Annotated in this window: 8 protein-coding genes; 3 read left to right on the top strand and 5 right to left on the bottom strand. The window is 47.9% G+C overall.

What is annotated here, in order from left to right:
* Window positions 1-50: 50 nt before the first annotated feature.
* From C7460_RS04030 to C7460_RS04010, 5 genes are all read right to left on the bottom strand, one after another.
* Window positions 51-9,737 carry an MBG domain-containing protein gene (locus tag C7460_RS04030; RefSeq protein ID WP_170147878.1) on the bottom strand — a complete coding sequence of 3,229 codons (9,687 nt, stop codon included), beginning with the start codon at window positions 9,735-9,737 and terminating at the stop codon, window positions 51-53.
* 271 nt (window positions 9,738-10,008) lie between these two features.
* The gene (locus C7460_RS04025) at window positions 10,009-10,920 is read right to left on the bottom strand and encodes a rhomboid family intramembrane serine protease (RefSeq protein ID WP_115866799.1); all 912 of its coding nucleotides are present in this window, start codon (window positions 10,918-10,920) and stop codon (window positions 10,009-10,011) included.
* Window positions 10,921-10,923: 3 nt separating this feature from the next.
* Complete coding sequence (locus C7460_RS04020; RefSeq protein WP_115866798.1) at window positions 10,924-11,718, bottom strand: rhomboid family intramembrane serine protease; 795 nt, start codon at window positions 11,716-11,718, stop codon at window positions 10,924-10,926.
* Window positions 11,715-13,562, bottom strand: coding sequence for a DNA mismatch repair endonuclease MutL (gene mutL / locus C7460_RS04015; RefSeq protein WP_115866797.1), 1,848 nt, complete (start codon window positions 13,560-13,562; stop codon window positions 11,715-11,717). The genes C7460_RS04020 and mutL overlap by 4 nt, the downstream gene beginning before the upstream one ends.
* A complete protein-coding gene (locus tag C7460_RS04010; protein WP_115866796.1) occupies window positions 13,563-13,913 on the bottom strand; it encodes a hypothetical protein in 351 nt (116 codons plus the stop codon).
* Between the two features lie 138 nt (window positions 13,914-14,051).
* Between C7460_RS04010 and C7460_RS04005 the strand changes: the two genes are divergently transcribed.
* The 3 genes from C7460_RS04005 to C7460_RS03995 all read left to right on the top strand — a co-directional run bounded on the left by C7460_RS04005 (window position 14,052) and on the right by C7460_RS03995 (window position 18,329).
* Window positions 14,052-16,421, top strand: a complete 2,370-nt coding sequence (locus tag C7460_RS04005; protein ID WP_115866795.1) for a serine hydrolase domain-containing protein — start codon at window positions 14,052-14,054, stop codon at window positions 16,419-16,421.
* An 87-nt stretch (window positions 16,422-16,508) separates the two neighbouring features.
* Complete coding sequence (gene bshA, locus C7460_RS04000; RefSeq protein WP_115866794.1) at window positions 16,509-17,657, top strand: N-acetyl-alpha-D-glucosaminyl L-malate synthase BshA; 1,149 nt, start codon at window positions 16,509-16,511, stop codon at window positions 17,655-17,657.
* Between the two features lie 57 nt (window positions 17,658-17,714).
* Window positions 17,715-18,329, top strand: coding sequence for a sterol desaturase family protein (locus tag C7460_RS03995; protein WP_115866793.1), 615 nt, complete (start codon window positions 17,715-17,717; stop codon window positions 18,327-18,329).
* Window positions 18,330-18,455 lie beyond the last annotated feature (126 nt).

Genomic DNA, 18,455 nt, shown 5'->3' with positions numbered 1-18,455 from the left:
AAAAAAGCGACCCCAAATGGGGCCGCCCTGCCAATATAAACCGCTAGTTTTTATTGTTTCACAAATCGTAAGGATACCTGTTTTTCATCAGTCTGAATGATGAGGACATAGTGTCCTTCAGGTAGCTGGCGAACATCCAGTCGATCGGTGAATGGCTGCTCGAGCACCATGCGTCCATCCAGACTTACCACTCGCACCTGAGCTTCTGGTAGGTGGTTGGAGAAATTCAGATAGTCCAGGGTTGGGTTAGGGTAGGCTTGTAAGCCTGCGGCAATCACCGCCTCCAATACCTCAGCAATTACCAATGTGCCATCGGCTGATCCTTCATAGTTTTTATCCGCTATCGTAGCAGTGAAGGGATAAGAGCCGGACAGCACAGGAGCACCTTCCAATCCTTCGAACGTGAAGGTTACTGCCAGTCCTTCAGGGCTGGTAACAGCTACTGGTAACTTCTCAGTACCATCTGCCATGTGCTCAAGATCACTCAGCGTGATCGTAGCTGGTGCTTTGGTGATGGTCAGTTTCCCACTCAAATATTCAAACGTATAGTGACTGTCCTGACCTCCACTCAAGCTGATGGCATATGTGCCGGCATCACTGGTAGTCGTAGCGTCCGTGCTTGCAGTTGGTAGTTGGTCTAGGATTGCTTCTGAGTCATCAAAAACAAACCCTTCGTACATCCAGGTAAGTTCGGGGTTAGGTGTGCCATAGACTTTCGTCAGGTCATTGGCGATTACCTTGAGTTTCGCCGGGCTTACATTAAAAGATCGAGTGACACTTACGGCCGGGTTATGTGTGGCGTCTCCAGCCTGTGATGCTTTTACCGTCACAAGCCCGATATCCAACATAGTGAGGTCATTACCTGAAAGTGTGGCCGGACCATCTATCAGTTCAAAGCTCACCGGCAGGCCTGATGAAGCAGTAGCCACCAAACTGTAAACATGACCGTAGGGCTGATCTGCGATGCTGTCAAAAGTGATGGATTGGTCTGTTTTGTCCTTTGATGTGACCATAAAGCTGACTGATACGGATGCCGCCGCATTGAAGTTGACATTACCTGGTTGGGCGGCGGTGAGTACCACGATGCCCGTGTTGCCATCTAGTGTGAGCGTAGACCCTGAAACCGTGGCTGGACCTTCCACTGAGTACTGAAGCTCCAGTCCTGAGCTTGCGCTTCCAGAAATGGTTATTTCACTCTGATCTGTAGTTTGATCGGCTATAGGAGCTAGCGAAATTGTCTGGTCGGCCTTTTCTATGGTGAGGGTGCCATCTACAGTTTCAAAAAGGTAATTATCGGCTTTTCCACCAGCGGTGGTGATCACATAACTACCTGCATCACTACTCGCCGTGGCTTCCGTACTGATTTCCGGGAGTTCCAAAAGATTGCTTTCAGACTCTCCATAGATGTATCCCGAAATCTCATAGGTCAGTGTCGGTAAAGCATCACCGTAAGTGATCGTGTGATTTTCTACGGTCACCTCGAGGGTGGCTTGACTAACCGTAAAAGAAATGGTAGCGCTTGCAGGGTTGTACTGCTCATTCCCTTGCTGAATACCGATCACTTCAACTAGTCCTACCCCGGTGATTTTCAGTGTGTCGTCACTCAAGATGGCTGGCCCTGATACTTCCAGACTTACGTCCAAATCAGAATCCGAGGAGGCATCGATAACGATAGGTCCTGCGCCGTAAATCTGATTTGCAATAGACACGATGCTGATAGTCTGGTCGCTTTTCGTTTTGTCTGTCACTTCAAAGCCGGTCGATACTGCATCGGAAGCATAATAGTTTCCATTACCGGCTTGTGTGGCGGTGACGGTCACATATCCGGTTTCTCCGGTAAGGGTCAGTGTATGTCCAGAAACAGTAGCCGGGCCAGACACGTCAAGAGTTACCTCCAGACCTGAAGTGGCAGAGGCAGTCACAGTAAATGGTGCATCGGATACGTCCTTTCCATCGATCGGTTCTAGTACGATACTTTGCGTGGCTTTTTCGATGGTCAGCGTTCCCGATTGATACTCAAACTGATAGTTTTTGGCCGTAGCACCACTTGCAGTGATCGGGTAAGTGCCTACATCGCTGGAGGTAGTGGCTGTAGTTGTAAGTTCCGGCTGGGTGATGAGTACAGTGCTGTCATCTCCGTTTACAAACAAGGAGAACTGGAAGCTAAACTCGGGGTTTTCCTCACCGTAAATGCGCTGAGCATCTCCAATACTGATTACTGCCGTTCTTTGGATGATTTCCAGTTCGCCGGGGATCAATTCGATTTCGTAGTTGGTTGCCGCTCCACCGGTCAGCGCTATTGGATATATGCCTACATCGCTTGTAACAGTGGCTGTTGTGGAAATGGTCGGGAGTGTGATGTCATCGCCCGTATCTTCGTTTTTAAAACCTGTCGCTTCCAGAAACAGTTCTGGGTTTTCTACGCCATAAGCAAGTGACCTGTTCACAGCGGTAATCGTCAGCGGAGCTTTGGTAATCGTCAGCGTGGCCCCGGTTAAGTTTAGCTCATAATTATCTGCTGACCCACCAGATAGGTTGATGTCATAGCTCCCAACCGGGCTAGCAGGCAAAGCATCAGAAGAGGCTGTAGGAATAGCGGCAAGCGATTGTTGATCTTCTCCGTTTTGGAAGCCAGCATACTCCAGCGTATATACTGGATTGCTTTCTCCATACTCCCGGGTGGTGTCTCTCACGGAAACATTCAGGGTAGCTTTGTTTACAGTCAGTATTCTGCTCACCGATTGTGCAGGGTTGTTTTGGGTATCCCCATCCTGTGTGGCGAGAATTTCTGCTGTCCCTGCAGCCAAAATGGTGACTGTCTTACCCTCAATGGTAGCCACATCAGTATTCAGGCTTTGGAACGTCACTTCCAGCCCTGACGATGCACTCGCTTCGAGATCGAAAGCTGCGTCACCATACGTTTTAGTCACCAGCTCATCAAAGGTGATTGTAGGAGTGACCGTATTTATTTCAAAGGTGTTCGACAAAGCGATCACAGACCCAATGTTTCCGGCTACATCGGTGTAGCCTTGGGAAGTGATTGAAATTTGGTTTTCTGCGGATGCAGTCTCTCGAGCAGGCACAAAAATGGTTTCGAAAACGATGCTGTCCTGAGTGGTCATGTCCAGTAGCTCACCTTTGGAGAAGGTGATGTCGCTCTTGTCAAAACCTGAAACTGCCTCTGAAAAGGTAATGGTCACAAGCGTCGAGTCATCTATTAGCAACAAGTTTTTAGCTACAGCGATACTAACGGTAGGCCCCTGGCTATCTACTCTAAAAGTGTCCGAATGCACCAGGCCTGTAGCCAGGTTGCCGGCTACATCACTTACATCAAAATTTACTGCGATGAATAGGCTGTCTTTGTCCAGGTCTGATGCCGGTGTGTAAGTGCTGGTATAAGTCATTCCTTCATCGGCGGAAGTTACATCACTAAGTGTGCCCCCCGTAGCAGTCACCTGCTCTATGCCAAACCCTCGCACCTCTTCCGTAAAGCTGAAGGTTACCTCAGCTGTTTCAGTGCCATTGATCAGCAGGTCACTGATGGTCACGGATAGTTCCGGAGCTTTAGTGTCTATGGAAAACTCAGGTGAAGTACTCGTGCCTACTCCCGGGTTGTCTTCCAGATCCGTGAGTTGGGTCAGGTCGATGATCAGCGTGTTTTGAGTGGTTTCCTGATTAGCCGTTGGTACGAAACTGGCCGTAAAGGTGATGTTGTCATTGGTTTGCAAATCGCCAACTACTCCGTCTGCACCGCTAATGCCCGATAGATCAAAGCCTTTAACTTCTTCTGTGAAGGTTATGGTAAGTGTGGTGGACTCTCCAGAAATCAATTGGGTGTCGCTCAGCTCGATGGTAGCCGATGGTGCGCCATAAGTAAATGTATAGGTCTTAAATGCTGATCCAGCCATTCCGGCATCTATTGTCTGAACACCCACTTCATACACTGACAATGAATCCAGCGTCAGGTGAATGTTGACACTCGTGTGTTTTTGCGCTCCAGCAGTGGTTAGCATGCGTACACCTGAGTCGGTGTTGGCTGGTGCCGAAATCAGCAGCTGCCCGTCTTTTTTCACATAATAATCATAAGACAGTCCAGCAGAAGCGGTCTCAGCGTCAGTTCCCATCGACCAGCTGAGCTTCAGCATTCCGTCTTCTTCAGAGTTGACCAAAAGCGTTTCAGGAGCCTGAGGAGCGGTGTTGCTTAGGGTATCATTGTTTTCGAAATAATGAGTAGCCGGGTCTTTGCCCAATCCCGAAATCACCACATCCAGGTCCGCATCTCCATCTGCATCAGCTATGGTTACAGATGATTTTTTCAACCCTTCAAAATCTGTAAAATGCGCTTTTCGAAGAGATTCGTCCTTTTGGTTGTAATACAGCAAAGAAAAGCCCTGGTTGTTGTCGTCTGTTCCAGTGAGGGTAAGGTCTGGGTACCCGTCATGGTTGAGGTCTGCCCATGCCATTGATCCCTCGTTTAGCTCCATGAGTTCCATAGTGCTTTCAGTAAAAGTGCCTGCATCGTTGAGGTAGATTCTGGTGGCATTGATGCTGACTTCCACATTTCCACTCAAGGCAATATCCAGATCACCATCATTGTCAAAATCAACAAATGCTGCGGCGCTCTCTGCCAGCGCTGCCAGCCCGGCGTTTACTTCGGTAAAAGTTCCATCTCCATTGTTGGTGAAAAGTGTAGAGGCGGGCTCTTCACCTGTGGTAGTTCCTGTAAGCAATAGATCAGGATCTCCGTCCAGGTCATAATCCCCCCATGCCAAATCGCCATTGTAGACAGGCGTTAGTCCAGCTTGTACTGCTGCAAAAGTTCCTGCATCGTTTTGGTATAATGTGGTTTTGATTCCGAAGCTAGACAACCCTGCTACTACTACATCCAGATCTCCGTCCAGGTCAAAGTCTGCCCAGGCTGACGTGCCATTGCGTACGCTTTCAATGGCTGTGGTTTGCAGTTCAAAAGTGCCTCCATTGTTCTTCAGAAGTTTGGCCTGACTGGCGTTGGAAGTTCCGGTGAGGAGTAGATCCAGATCACCATCATGATCGTAATCTGCCCAGGAGCTATGGCTTTCTGCCACGCCCAGCGATGAGAAAGAAGTGCTAGACTCGGTGAAGATGCCACTGCCATCATTAGTGTAGAGTGATGTTTGTGGCGAAGAACTAGCGTCTGTGCCAGATAGGAGTAGGTCCATGTAGCCATCGCCGTTATAGTCTGCCCAAGAAGCGCTTCCACTGTGTACGGCCATAAGACCTTTTTCTACTTTGGAAAACGGAGGGTAGCTCAGGATGATTTTCCAGTCTTGCGTACTTCCATTTTCGGCAGTTACCGTGTAGGTGACGGTATCGATAAAGTTGTTTGGGGTGACTCCACTTTCCTGAGCAACCTCTGCTACGGCAGCCGTGGCCTTAGCGGATAAGGTGAAAGATGCTGTCAGGGCAGATAGGTCTGCATTTAGTGGCATTTCCACATGGATGGAATGATGCGCAGTGTCAATTACTGCTTCAGGGTTTTTCGCGCCCGGGATGCTATACGAGGTGATTGCTTTAGCAGCTGAAACACTGAAATTTCCTTTAGCGAAAGCACCCCCTACAAATCCTGCATCAATGGCTTGTACGCCCCACTCATAGTCACCTTCTGGTAAAATGCCACGCAGTGTCCAGGAAGTAGTTCGGATGTCTCCGGGTTTTGCAAGTCTTCTAAACCCTGTTGTTAAATCCGCTGGAGTTATTTTGATGATGGTATCTGGTGCTGCGAAGGTCCCTTTAGCAATGACCAGGTCATAGGTGAGTGCTGCATCGGGAGTTTCTACATCTGTAGCAGAAGTCCAGCTAAAGGCTACCTCGCCGGGTGTGGTTATGGTGGCCAAAAGGTTGCTAGGTAGCGCGGGAGCGGTGTTTGGAGTCGTGGTATTGACAAATGATTTTAGTTTTCCTCCTTGAAAAAACAGAATGTCTAGATCGTTATCATTGTCAATATCATGCAAATACGGGTCGTCGATCACCTCAGTGCCAATATCAAATATGGACATGTATTTGTCTGAGAACTGAAAATCACCTTCATTGAGGTAAATGCCTGGCAAATATTGGGAATCGAAATCATAGCCATGGAAGAGGATATCAGCATAGCCATCATTGTTGATGTCACCGTGATTGGATGCCTTCAGTGTTAATGCTGGAAGATTTGAGGGCGTAACATCAATAAATTCAGCAGTGGACGTTCCCTTAAATAGTTTTAAGAATTTGTCGGGCTGGGTAGATGATCCGATAGTTTTTGAATGTCCACTGTAAAGTATGTCTGCATACCCGTCGGCATTCCAATCAGCAACTAATGGTTGGTCAGGGCTCGGTGCGTCTGCGAATCCGGAATGTTGAATTTCAAAAGTCAATCCCTGCTTATTAATGTAAAATCTGGTTCCGGTGATAAAATCAATCGCTCCGTTTTTGTTGAAGTCAGAAACTGCTAATGATAAGAAGAGGCTGGTTGAGTTTTCTAAAACTGAATGCTCCACTAAGTTTCCAGAGCTATTTTCAAAAAGGATATAGCCTATTGTATTTCCACCGTAAAGCGCCAAATCCTGATCTCCATCATTGTCGAAATCACCAGCTAGCGGATTGCCAATGTAAATATCTAAGTTCAAATCGTATTTCTCCTCAAATACACCATCGCCTCGATTGATGTGAACAGCGGAGGAATAGTTGGCTTGTTCATCTGCTTCACATATGAACAAGTCCAGAGCGCCATCAGAATTTAAATCAATCCAACTCCAGCTCACCGGACGGAGCGTAACTAGTGGAGAAATCAAGGGTGAATACGTCTGATCGTTGTTTCTTAAATAAATCTTTGTGTTGCCAGTGGTGTTGCCAGTTTGAGTGAATACGATAGCATCATGACGACCATTGCCATTTATATCGCCTATCAGGTAATCATGACTATGGCCTTCATCTGCATCTATTTGCGTCAAGACCTCAAAGTAGGGCTGCACCTCGATCTCAAAAGTTGCTACAGCCGATGAATCCACTCCGCCAAACAAGGTGCCTCCATTGTCTTTGAGGACAATGCTGACGGTGGCAGTCCCGGTATCCCCGGCGATGGTGTAGTTAAGTGTGCCGTTCGTGCTTAGACTTGGTAGGGTAGTGAAAAGCTCTTCCCGATCGGTAGTCACTTCAAAGTGTAAAGTTTGTGAACCGTCATCTCCATCAGCAATGCCTGTGGCCCAGTTTTGGATGGTTTGGGCTGTGGTGTCCCATTGTCGGAGTTGCTGATCAGCACCTTTTGTGAAAACCGGAGCATAGTTGATGTCACGCTCGTAGAAGAAAACGGAGCCAGTATTGCTCAAATCATTGTTATCATCCAGATAAGCACCAACTAATACCGTCGCTCCATCACCGGCTACCGCATAGCCAAAGTAGTCTGAGTCTTCTGGAGTTTCATGTGTGATTTTTTTCGTTTCAGACGCGGTTACCCAGCCTCCTGTCGGGCGCTCAAAGATATAAGCTGCTCCCTGGTTGGAGCCGGTGAGGTCGTGTCCATACGCTCCCACGATGAGCTGATCGCCGGTTATGGAGACACTCTGCCCAAAGTAGTCCGAAGCGTTTCCATCAGAAGGATACATTTTGGCCGTTTCTGTGGCGTCTGCCCATCCTGTTTGCGGCTTTTGGTAGACGAAAACCGCTCCCGACCTGGTGTTGGAAGTGTTGTAGCCACTTCTCGCTCCGGCTGCAATCCAGTCTCCGTCTATACTTACAGAGGTGCCGAGGTATTCAGATGTGCTGGTAGCATTATGAGTGAGCGTTGCAGATAGCCCCCAGGTGCTGGCTGATTTGGTGTACACATAAATCGCACCATTTCTGGTCCCGTTGACAGCATGCTGTTCTGCGCCGATTGCTACCGTGTTTGCGTCTATGGCTACACTATTACCAAAATAGCCGCTGGTTACGGCATTGGGGGAATTGAGGGTGGCTGTTTGTGACCAGCTGCCACCGCTTCTTTCATAGATATAGGCAGCTCCTTCATAAGTCAGAGATCCAGTGTGTTTGTAAGCTCCTACCACCAGTTGGTCTCCATGTATGGCTACGGCATCACCAAATTCACTGTCAGCTACAGACGGAGTAAGTTTCTGTGTTTGGCTCCAGCTAGAGCCCGACCCTTCATAAACATATACGGCGCCATCATTTGAAGACTTTCTAGGGCACCCTACCAGGATCGTATTACCTGAAATAGCCACCGACTGACCAAAATAGTCACTGGCTTCCCGGTCACTTGCGGTCAAAATCGTACGATGTATCCAGGTGCCGTTAGTGTGTTTGCTGTAGACGTGAGCCGCACCGGAGGAATTCAGATAATTGCCATCATGGTCGTGGTAGTAAGTGCCCACTACGGCCAGGTCTCCGTCCATTGCCACGGCATACCCATGCCGAAAGTCTTCCACTACGGTATAGTAGCTGCCCGGATAGAAGGTAAGGCCATTGACCCAAGATCCGTTTGAGCTCGATCTTCTTCTGCTAATGGCAATTCCCGCCATGGGCTTGTCCGACGAGCGATCGGCTCGGTATCCGCCCATGATTAGGGCCAGATTGTTTTTACTTAGCGCCACGGAGTTACCAAAAGACGCACTGCCGTTTGATGTGCTGGTCTCATAGGTGAAGTGATGGTTGTTGCTGTAGGGTAGGTAGTAGTAACTATAAACCTTTCCCGTGCCATTGATGGAAGGTCCATCAAATCCTGAAGCTCCTATCAGAATGGTGTTGCTGTTGATGGCTACTGAGCTCCCAAAGTAGTCGGATGTACTCGCATCGGATGCCGTATACTTGTGTAGTTGAGTTCCGCTGGTGTTAAAAACATAAGCGGCTCCAGCATTCGATTTCGTATGGTCGTTATACAATGCCCCCACCACTACTGTCTGGTTGTAAATCGCTACTGCATCACCAAAATGGTCGTCTTTGGCTCCGTCACTGGCTTTAAGTCGCACAGAATAGCTCCACGACGATCCATTGAAATAGTATATATAGGCAGCACCTTCAGGAGTATTTGGCACGTCTTTGTCATCATCAAAAGCACCGATAACCGCATAGTTGCCATGAATTGCTACGGCACAGCCGAAGCGATCGGGCACATTAGAGTAAGACGAAGCAAAGTTTTTATCTACGCTCCAGGAATCTGTAGAGCTATTGTATTCATAAAAAGTGGCTCTGCCATGATCAGAATTGTAATTGGGCGAGCCTACCACTATAAAGTCACCATCTATATCTATACTTTCTCCAAGCCTGCCTCCAGCGGAGGTTCCGGCGATTTTCTGATGCTGTCTCCAGCTTCCGGCCACTCTTTTAAAAATATAAATAGCCCCTGCGGAATTCCCACCGTCATCATCACCGGGAGCTCCTACCACCAGCCAGTTATTGTAGATCGCTACACTTTTACCAAAAGCATTGGAGGCCTTGGGGTCCTCCGGATCTACACGGGTGGCCGTAGCCATTGAATAGCTCGTGTTTACCACGTAGGCAGCTCCGGCTCTGTTTGCATATCTGGAGTCGTAGTATGCGCCAATAGCGGCATAGTAATCATCTCCCATGTCTACGGAGTACCCAAAGTAATCATAGGTGTTTGAAGCTTCGGCTTTTGGCAGGGCCGAGGTGATACGCGCCCAGTCATCTTGCGTCTGAGCGCTCAGTGTGGTGCAGCATAGCCATGCGAAAATCAGTAGGCTATTTTTGAAGGTCTTGGAGTCTTTCATAGGTTTAGCGGTATGGTACGACATGAAGCTCTGCGAGTAGATGTGCAGTTAGAGCTTCGACTGTAGGCGAGCAGGCGGCGCCTCACCTATATTTCATTAGTTAATTTCACTACAACGTATTGCTGCCTGAGCGGCATAAAGCCTGTAGTAAAAGTAAGTTTGAAAGGCCCGGGAGAGGCGCTTTAGAGGCATGCTTGTGGTGAGTGTACCTGTATTTGGGGTAAAGGCCTACTTATGCGTGGGTGAATGACGCTGGCAGAAAATGGGATTTTTACTTTTTGCTTGCGTTGAAGAGTTTTTGCTTCTCTTCTTTGGTGAGGCTGTCGTAGCCAGATTGGGAGATTTTATCCAGGATAGCGTCTATTTCTTCTTGCTCGGTTTTGGCACTACTTGCAGCTGACTTACGAGCCTTCGACTGCTTGGGTGCAGAGCGGTGCGTTACCTTGATTTTTGGTGAGGGCACAAAAAAGCTCTTGAACCAGTTCATGGTGGCGATGATCCAGGTGCCCAGATCGGTGCCATTGCGCAGCTGCGCGATGTAGAGCCAGCCCATTAGCGCTCCACCCAGGTGGGCAATGTTGCCACCGGCATTGCCGCCAGTACTTCCCAAAAAGGAGATTACCACATAAAACGCTGCAATATATTTGATACGCACGGGACCTAGAAAGAGTAGGAAGAACGTATAGTTGGGCATAAAAACCGCCGCAGCTACCACCGTGGCATATACAGCTGCCGAAGCACCCACCATGCCAGTAATACCTGGTGCAGTATCCTGATAAAATGGGATGAGGTTGTAAACCAACAAATAGGCCACTCCTCCAGCCAGTGCACCGAGTACATAGATGGCAATGACTTTGTTGTTGCCCAAAAATTCTAGTATCAACCGGCTAAACCAGTAAAACACCAGCATGTTGAACAAGATGTGAAATATGCCGCTCAGGCTATGTGCAAAAGCATATGTGAACAGTGTCCAGGGACGCAGTATAAAATCGGAAAGCAGTGGGGGGATGGAAAACTGGTCATACACGACATCAAACAACACCTCAAAGTTTGCTAGACGGCTTACCACCATCAGTACTCCCAAAAACAGGAATACGATCACATTGATGATGATCAGCTGAGCTGGAGCATTGTTCGGTTTGTTCCAGGCGTTCTTAAAATCGTCGAGTATGCTATTGTTCATATCCTAGTAAAATCGTCGATCGTTTTTCTGCCATATTTTTAGCAGAATGAATGCTATGAGCATTCCTCCGAGGTGCGCCAGATGGGCAATGTTGTCTCCCGGCATGCGGCTAAATTCGGCATAAAGTTCATACAGACCATAAAATAGCACCAAATATTTCGCCTTGATCGGTATAGGAGGAAACAGCAGCATGAGCTGAGTGTTTGGAAAAAGCATGCCGAAGGCCATCAAAATGCCAAATACTGCTCCTGAGGCACCCACCATAGGGATGTTGGTCAGGCGGTCGTAGATGGTCATTACCACACTCTTGGTTTCATTGATATATGCTGCGTTGTTGGCATTTTCATGAAACTCATCTGCCAGCCCGGCGAGCCCTCCTACGTTCATGCCTGGTAGCTTGTGCTCCATGATGAAGATTTCGAAATCTTCTGGATTCGGGTCTTGCAGGTAAGCTTCTGTGTCATTTTTCAGATCGAGCGTTTCCGCAAAATCAATAGCTCCGTAGAGCACTCCGGCACCAATACCACAGATGAGGTAAAAGGTCAGAAAACGCTTGGACCCCCACACGTGCTCCAGCATAGGCCCGAAAATGAATACGGCAAACATATTGCCCAAAATATGGCCAAAGCTCCCGTGAATCCACATGTAGGTCACAAACTGATAGGGCGCAAATTCATCCCCGAAGATGACCCGTAGACCAAATATGTCGGATAGTGGCAGTGATAATATGGCTTGAATAAAAAAAATCCCGACGTTCGCAATCAGGATGTTTTTCACCATTGGTGTAAGTCTCATCATGAGCTAAACCAGCTTTTTATTTTGTCTAAACTAATCAATTTATAAGTCGGAGTGCCATCAGGCGTATAGTTGGGCTGCTTGCAGGCAAAAAGCTGCTCAATAAGCTGCTCTGCTTCCTGGTCACTCATGTTTTTGCACTTGATACTGGCGGTACGTTTGGCCAGTGCCCGGCAAATATTGTCTTTTTGGCTGAGGCCAAGCTCTTTTTGGTTGTATTTGTACTGCTCCAGCAGCTCTTCAAATACTTCCTTTTCGTTACAGTTGCTCAGCTCGGCAGGTACTCCCTGGATCACAATCATGTGCTGCCCCATCTCCTCAAACTCAAAACCCAGCTGCTGGATCTCCGACTTTATCTCCATAACGAGGGAGTAGTCCGAAGGGTTTAGCGAAAGCTGCTGTGGGAAAAGCGTACTCTGCGAAGCGCGCGACTGGCTGCCGAGGCGTGTTTCATATCTCTCAAACAAGATGCGCTCAAAGGCCGCCCGCTCATCGATGATGGTCATGCCAGACTTCACCTGCCGAATGAGGTACTGATGGTGCAAGCGATAAATCTTGCTCGGTCCCATTTCTGGAGATTCGTTTTCGTTGATCTTGCTCGAAAACGTGAGGGTGTTTTCTTGTGGATTAGGGTTGAAAGTAGGAGCTTCTCGCTCTAGCTGTTCATCGGGAATGATGTCCTCTCGCTTGGCAAAATCATACAGGGCCTCCCAGTTTTTGGCTTTTTCGCGCTTGTCGATGTTTTTAAACTGTGCATAGTTGCTGTCCTGCGCACTGGTGGTAGCAGGTCTTGGTCGGTCGGGGGAGGTAAACTGCTCGAAGTTTACATCTGTGTCAAAGTCCAGCGAGGGGGTCACGTTGAATGAGCCCAGGGCCTGGCGCACTGCGGAGCTGATCACACCATAGAGCATGCGGTCATCGTCAAACTTCACCTCAGTCTTCGTCGGGTGTACATTGATATCCACATGGAGCGGGTCCATTTCGATAAAAAGCACGTAAAAAGGGTGGTAATCCTCTTTGAGCAACCCCTGGTAAGCAGTAGTCACCGCATGATTGAGGTAGTGGTTTTTGATGTAGCGTCCGTTTACGAAGAAGAACTGCTCCCCGCGGGTTTTTTTTGAAAATTCGGGCTTGCCCAGATACCCCTCAATTTTCACGTGGGGGGTTTCTTCCTGACAGGGGATAAGCTGCTGCTGGTAGTTTTTGCCAAAAAGCTGCACGATGCGCTTGCTCAGTTTGCCCCCGTCCAGTTGATACATTTCCAGGTCGTTGTTGAGCATCGTCATCCCGATCTCCGCATTGGCCAGCGCCACGCGGATAAACTCATCGGTAATGTGGCGAAGCTCCACCGGATTAGACTTGAGAAAATTCCTACGGGCGGGTACATTGTAGAAGAGGTTTTTCACACAGATAGAAGTGCCGTCTTTGGTGGCCGTAGGCTCCTGCTTTTTGATCTCGGAAGCTTCAGCGTGTAGCTGCGTGCCGAGCTCATCCTGCTGGCGCTTGGTTTTCATCTCCACCTGCGCTACCGCAGCTATAGAGGCCAGTGCCTCTCCTCGGAAGCCCATGGTCCGGATTTTAAACAGATCTTCTGCCTTTTGGATTTTGGAGGTAGCATGGCGCTCAAAACTCATGCGGGCATCGGTCACACTCATCCCTTTGCCATTGTCTATGACCTGGATGTGTGTTTTGCCTGCATCTTTGATAACCAGCCGAATGTCCGTAGCACCGGCATCTATGCTGTTTTCCAGCAACTCTTTTACCACCGACGCGGGCCGCTGTACTACCTCTCCTGCTGCTATCTGGTTCGCGATGCTGTCTGGCAGCAAGTGAACTATGTCCTCCATCTATTGTGCGCTACGTGAGTTCTTTTTTTTCAATCTAAAGTATAAGTAAACGGGCACCACCAGCCAGAGTGCGTAAAACACCTGGTTGCCAAAGTATAACCAGCCGATCACTGTAGTACCGAGTACGGCAGCAATCAGAAGCTGTAGAAAAGAAGAATTAGGTATGGATTCCGTTTTGCGCTCAAAGTTGATGCGCCCGGGCACATAACCAGGGGTGCTTTCACCAGCTTTCATTTCTTGTTTGATTCGAGCAGTTCGCTCTTCTATTTCCTCCTTTATGGGGTCATAGTAGCGGGGTTCTATCCCAAATCGCCTATATTTTGATACCTTTATGAATGAAGGGAATCTCATAGAGAATAGTTGTGTTTGTCTTGAAAAGGCTGGTTTGTCTTGAGATGGCAACGCATCCGGTATGGTATTTGCCACTTTGATCCCAGAAATCTACCCGCCAGCTCTACCAGTTGAACAAAGTTAATTTAATTTGACACAATGCATTTTCTTAAAAGCATATTGTCAGTGTTTAGTTCCGTGATACTCCTTGGAGGTGTTCAGGCATCCGAATCCGTGGACAGTCTCTATCGGCAACTATCCGATGTGGAGCGCGTGCAGCAGCTCTTGTGGGCAGATTATAGCCAAAGCCAGAGCCCCATCTATGAGCGTGACTTTGCCGGTATATATTTTGACAAACCGCTCCAGACGGCTGTCACCCGGGCCAACCAACTGATTGCCGTACAGCTAGATGATCGGCTCAACCCTCTTCTTAATGAGCTGCATAACTTACCAGACCTGTATACGCTTGCTTCTCTTTCGAGATCAGACCTGTTGAGCACCTATTTTCATTACCTCAAATCTGTCAGTCAGGATCGGGGTATTGATTTTCTAGTGTTGCCACCCATGCCCGACACGCTCAATAGATCGGCACTGGTCTTGCGACAGATGCAGGCGCATGATCCCGCGTTTTTTCTAGCCAGAGAGCAGTTGGCTTTTGAGCCTGTGCGCAAGCGCAAAGAAATGGCTCAGCTGCTACAAGAAAACTTGTTTTGGGTAATGAGCACAGAGGAGCAGTCTGAAGTTCAAAGGAAATTGTCCAGATATGCAGAAAGGTTATTAGATGAAACCCCCGTAGAGGTGAGGGTGAAGCGTATGCTGAGGCTGCGTCATGAGCCAAGAACACTGAAGCCTGCCCGCCCGCTGCCCAATCAACTGGGGATGGCGATGAGTAGGGCTTCGGTAGTGCCTCTACAGCGGGAGCATGGGGTCCTTCCTTTAGAGGTAGATACAGTTTGCTTTTTGACCAATGAGCCCTATGGCGCTACGGCCAACATGCTGCGGAAATATGCTTACGTGATCACAGAGTATGTAGGCATCAATCACGCTAAGGCTCCCATCGTGCTGGATAACAATGCGTTTGTGCCTGAAGGCTTGAGCACGGAGGGGCGCCAACTGATATTTATAGGCGAAATAAGCCATGCCAAAGATTTGCTCTCACAACTGGATGCCGCCCTGCTCTACAGTTTGGAAAGTGACATCTATAACTACCTTATACCACAGCAGTTGTTTGGAGCTACAGAGGCTACAGGCAAGTTGCCTTATGATTTTCCAGAACTCGCAGGCTTTAGCAATGAACCTGTAGCTGGCAAACTGAAACTGGGCTATGCCCATCCGGAGATGTCGGGGCTGGATAAAGAAGCTCGTGATAAGATAGAAGCCATCGTTGGAGAAGCGATCCAGACGGGTAGTACTCCCGGTGCTCAGCTAGCCATAGCAGTGGATGGGTCCATCGTGCTGGATGAGGCGTATGGCTTTCTGACCTATGACAGCTTATTGCCTGTAGACCGCTCCACATTGTATGATCTGGCTTCTGTCACCAAGGTAAGTGCTACGCTGCTGGCCGTGATGAAGCTCTACGAACAAGGTAAAATCCACCTGGACAGCAGTTTGAGTCACTATTTGCCGGCGTATCAGGAGTCCAATAAGTCTGATATTACCATTCGTGCCCTGCTGGCGCACAATGCCGGATTGCGTCCGTACGTGCCTTTTTGGCAAAAAGCCTTGAGTGCGGATAGATTGGAGGCTTTTTATTATGAAACGGAGGCAGATCTGCTGTCAGATAAAAGGAGCTATGGCATTCGGCCAACACCAGTCCTCATAGACTCCTTGAAAAACTGGATTGTTCAGTCACGGTTGCTCAACTACGATAGTGTGCCGCATTACAGTTACAGTGATATAGGCTTTATGGTGCTGCACCAGGTGGTGGAGGCAGTCTCTGGTGAATCGATGGAGTCTTTCCTTACCAAACATTTTTATCAGCCACTGGGCTTAACCCGCCTTGCTTTTAACCCACTCGAAAAAGGATTTGATTTATTTGAAATAGCTCCAACGGAATACGACTATTATTTTAGGGATGAGCTCGTATGGGGCGTAGTGCACGATCGCAATGCTGCGGTATTTGGAGGAGTAGCAGGCCATGCTGGGCTTTTCGCCAATGCCCACGAACTACTGGTAGTGCTACAGACGCTGCTGCAAGGGGGAAGTTATGCAGAGCAGCAACTGCTCTCACCCACTACCATCGATTATTTCAACCGACGCTTTTTTCCAGACAACCGACGTGCACTGGGCTGGGATAAAAAAGACGATCGATTAGGCAATGCTTCCAGGCTGGCTACAGAGCAAAGTTTTGGCCATACGGGCTTCACAGGTACCATGGTGTGGGCAGACCCTGCATACAACCTCATCTTTGTGTTTTTGTCTAACAGGATACATCCCAATGCCGACAATTATCAACTTATTACGCGTGATATCCGTACAAGAATTCAGGATGTCGTGTACGAGGCATTGTTGGCTAAATGGATGAACTAACACCGAAAGGTTCCTTCAGCCGATTAACTTTGCCACCTTACGCATTGTTATTTTTAAACCTTGCGGTGACTTAAACGGTCCATATTCATGAAAATAGGAATAGTATGTTATCCCACCTATGGAGGGAGTGGCGTGGTAGCTACAGAGCTGGGAAAGGCGCTGGCCAAAGAAGGGCATGAAATTCACTTCATCACTTACTCACAGCCTACGAGGTTGGATTTTTTCAGCGAAAACCTCTTTTACCACGAAGTTTCCGTAAAATCATACCCGCTTTTCGACTACCCACCTTATGAGCTGGCACTTGCTAGTAAGATGGTGGACGTAGTGGAGCACGAAAAAATTGATATTCTGCACGTACACTATGCCATACCGCATGCTTCAGCAGGATACATGGCCAAGCAAATCCTAAAAACCAAGGGGATTCATATACCAGTGATTACCACGCTGCACGGTACAGACATTACCCTGGTGGGAAAAGATGCTACCTATGAGCCTGTGGTGACTTTCTCCATCAATCAGTCAGACGGAGTAACAGCAGTATCAAATGATCTGCGTAAGGACACCATGAACTTGTTTGATATCACCACCAAAATAGAAGTGATACCCAATTTCATAGACCTGGAGCGGTTTAAAAAACAGAAGAAGGACCATTTCAAGAAAGCCATCTGCCCCAACGATGAAAAGTTGATCGTTCACACGTCCAATTTCCGAAAGGTAAAGCGGGTGCAAGATGTGATCGATGTGTTTAACCGCGTGCGCAAAGTAGTGCCATCTAAGCTGCTATTGGTAGGGGATGGGCCAGAGCGATTTCACATGGAAGAACTTTGCCGGAACCTTTGCAACATTGATGACGTAAGGTTTCTTGGTAAGTTGGAGGCAGTAGAAGAAGTGCTCTCAGTTGCTGACTTATTTTTGATGACATCTGAAAAAGAAAGTTTCGGCTTGGCAGCCCTGGAAGCCATGGCCTGTGAAGTGCCAGTGATTTCTACCAACGCTGGAGGATTGCCAGAACTCAACCTGGATGGTACCTCTGGGTTTGTGTGCAATGTGGGTGATACTGAAACCATGGCCGAAAAAGCCATTCATGTACTGGATGATGCCAATTTGGATAGATTCAAAGATGGGGCCCTTAGCAGAGCCAAAGATTTTGACGTCTCCAATATTTTACCGATTTATGTAGGATTTTATCAGCAAACGTTAGAAAACGTTAATAAAAACATTACTTCTATTGCATAGAGAAAGGTCGTTTTGTCAAATTAAATTTAAATTTGTGGCGAACAGGTAAAAACAGGTATGGAACTCAAAAACAAACCACATACAAAAGGTACTAAGTCACTTTTCAAAAACCCTTTTTTGGAAAAACTTACCAGAACGCATATTGCCGTTCCTTTGATATTATTTAGTGTTATATCTACCGGTCTGATGGTCTACGGCTTTCAGCATGACTATATCACGGCGGTCAATGCCCCACTTCTTTTCATCGGAGGGTTGTTGGCTTTTACACTGATAGAGTACATCATGCACCGATTTGTGTTTCACCTTCAGCCTAAGACGGAGAAGCAAGAAAAATTTGCTTATACAGTACACGGGGTCCATCACGACTACCCAAAAGACAAAGACCGGTTGGCCATGCCACCGCCATTGAGTTTGCTGCTCAGCGCGTTGTTCTTTGGTATTTTCTACTTAATGATGGGCAATTTGGTTTACGCATTTCTCCCAGGATTTTTGATGGGCTATGCCTCCTATTTGTGGGTTCACTACATGGTACATGCATTCAAGCCACCAAAAAACTTTTTCAAAGTGCTGTGGGTGCATCATGGAATCCACCACTATAAGGATCCACACAATGCTTTCGGAGTATCTTCCCCATTTTGGGATGTGATCTTCCGCACAATGCCTAAAAAATAAAAGTAAAAGACACTTATCACCTCGAAGGATTCCTATTTGGAATCCTTTCTTTTTTTCATACGCTTGGCTCTGCGTTCTGCAGGGGAAGCCGGCTCCAAAATAGCTTTGTATAGATTGTCACGTAAG

Source organism: Marinoscillum furvescens DSM 4134, from assembly GCF_003386095.1.
Taxonomy (GTDB): Bacteria; Bacteroidota; Bacteroidia; order Cytophagales; family Cyclobacteriaceae; genus Marinoscillum; species Marinoscillum furvescens.
This window is presented reverse-complemented; position numbering and strand designations above follow the sequence as displayed.